Source organism: Serratia sp. Je.1.23.a (assembly GCF_051129805.1).
Classification (GTDB): domain Bacteria; phylum Pseudomonadota; class Gammaproteobacteria; order Enterobacterales; family Enterobacteriaceae; genus Serratia; species Serratia liquefaciens.
The window spans coordinates 1-323 of the sequence record NZ_JBCPSR010000082.1 but is presented as its reverse complement, the minus strand read 5'-3'; the positions used below and the strand labels follow the sequence as shown (position 1 = coordinate 323).

Annotated in this window: 1 protein-coding gene; it reads right to left on the bottom strand. The window is 58.8% G+C overall.

Annotated elements, in window-relative coordinates; translation table 11 throughout:
* On the bottom strand, positions 1 to 323 hold a 323-nt coding region (locus tag AAZT04_RS26285), incomplete at both ends, for a hypothetical protein (protein ID WP_434682340.1).

The window sequence follows — 323 nt, the reverse complement described above, 5'->3', positions numbered from 1 at the left end:
CCTGACCGCCGACCGCGTTGCCCTGTGCATCCTTCAACGTCACCGTCACCTGGATGTCACTGCCCGACACGTAGCTGTCTTTGTCGACCGCCAACGTCGCCGCACTCACCGCGCCCGCCGTGATGGCCACAGCAGCACTCAATTCGCCGATAGCACTGCCATTGTATTTCGGCACTACAGTGTATTTCCCTGCCGCATCCCCTTTGAGGGTCGCGACATATTCCCCTTTTTGTGCACTTTCCGTCACGGCGCTCAACGTCACACCCGCCACGCTACGAGCACGACTCTCCCCGTTGACAACAAATGCCAACTTTTCGGTCATG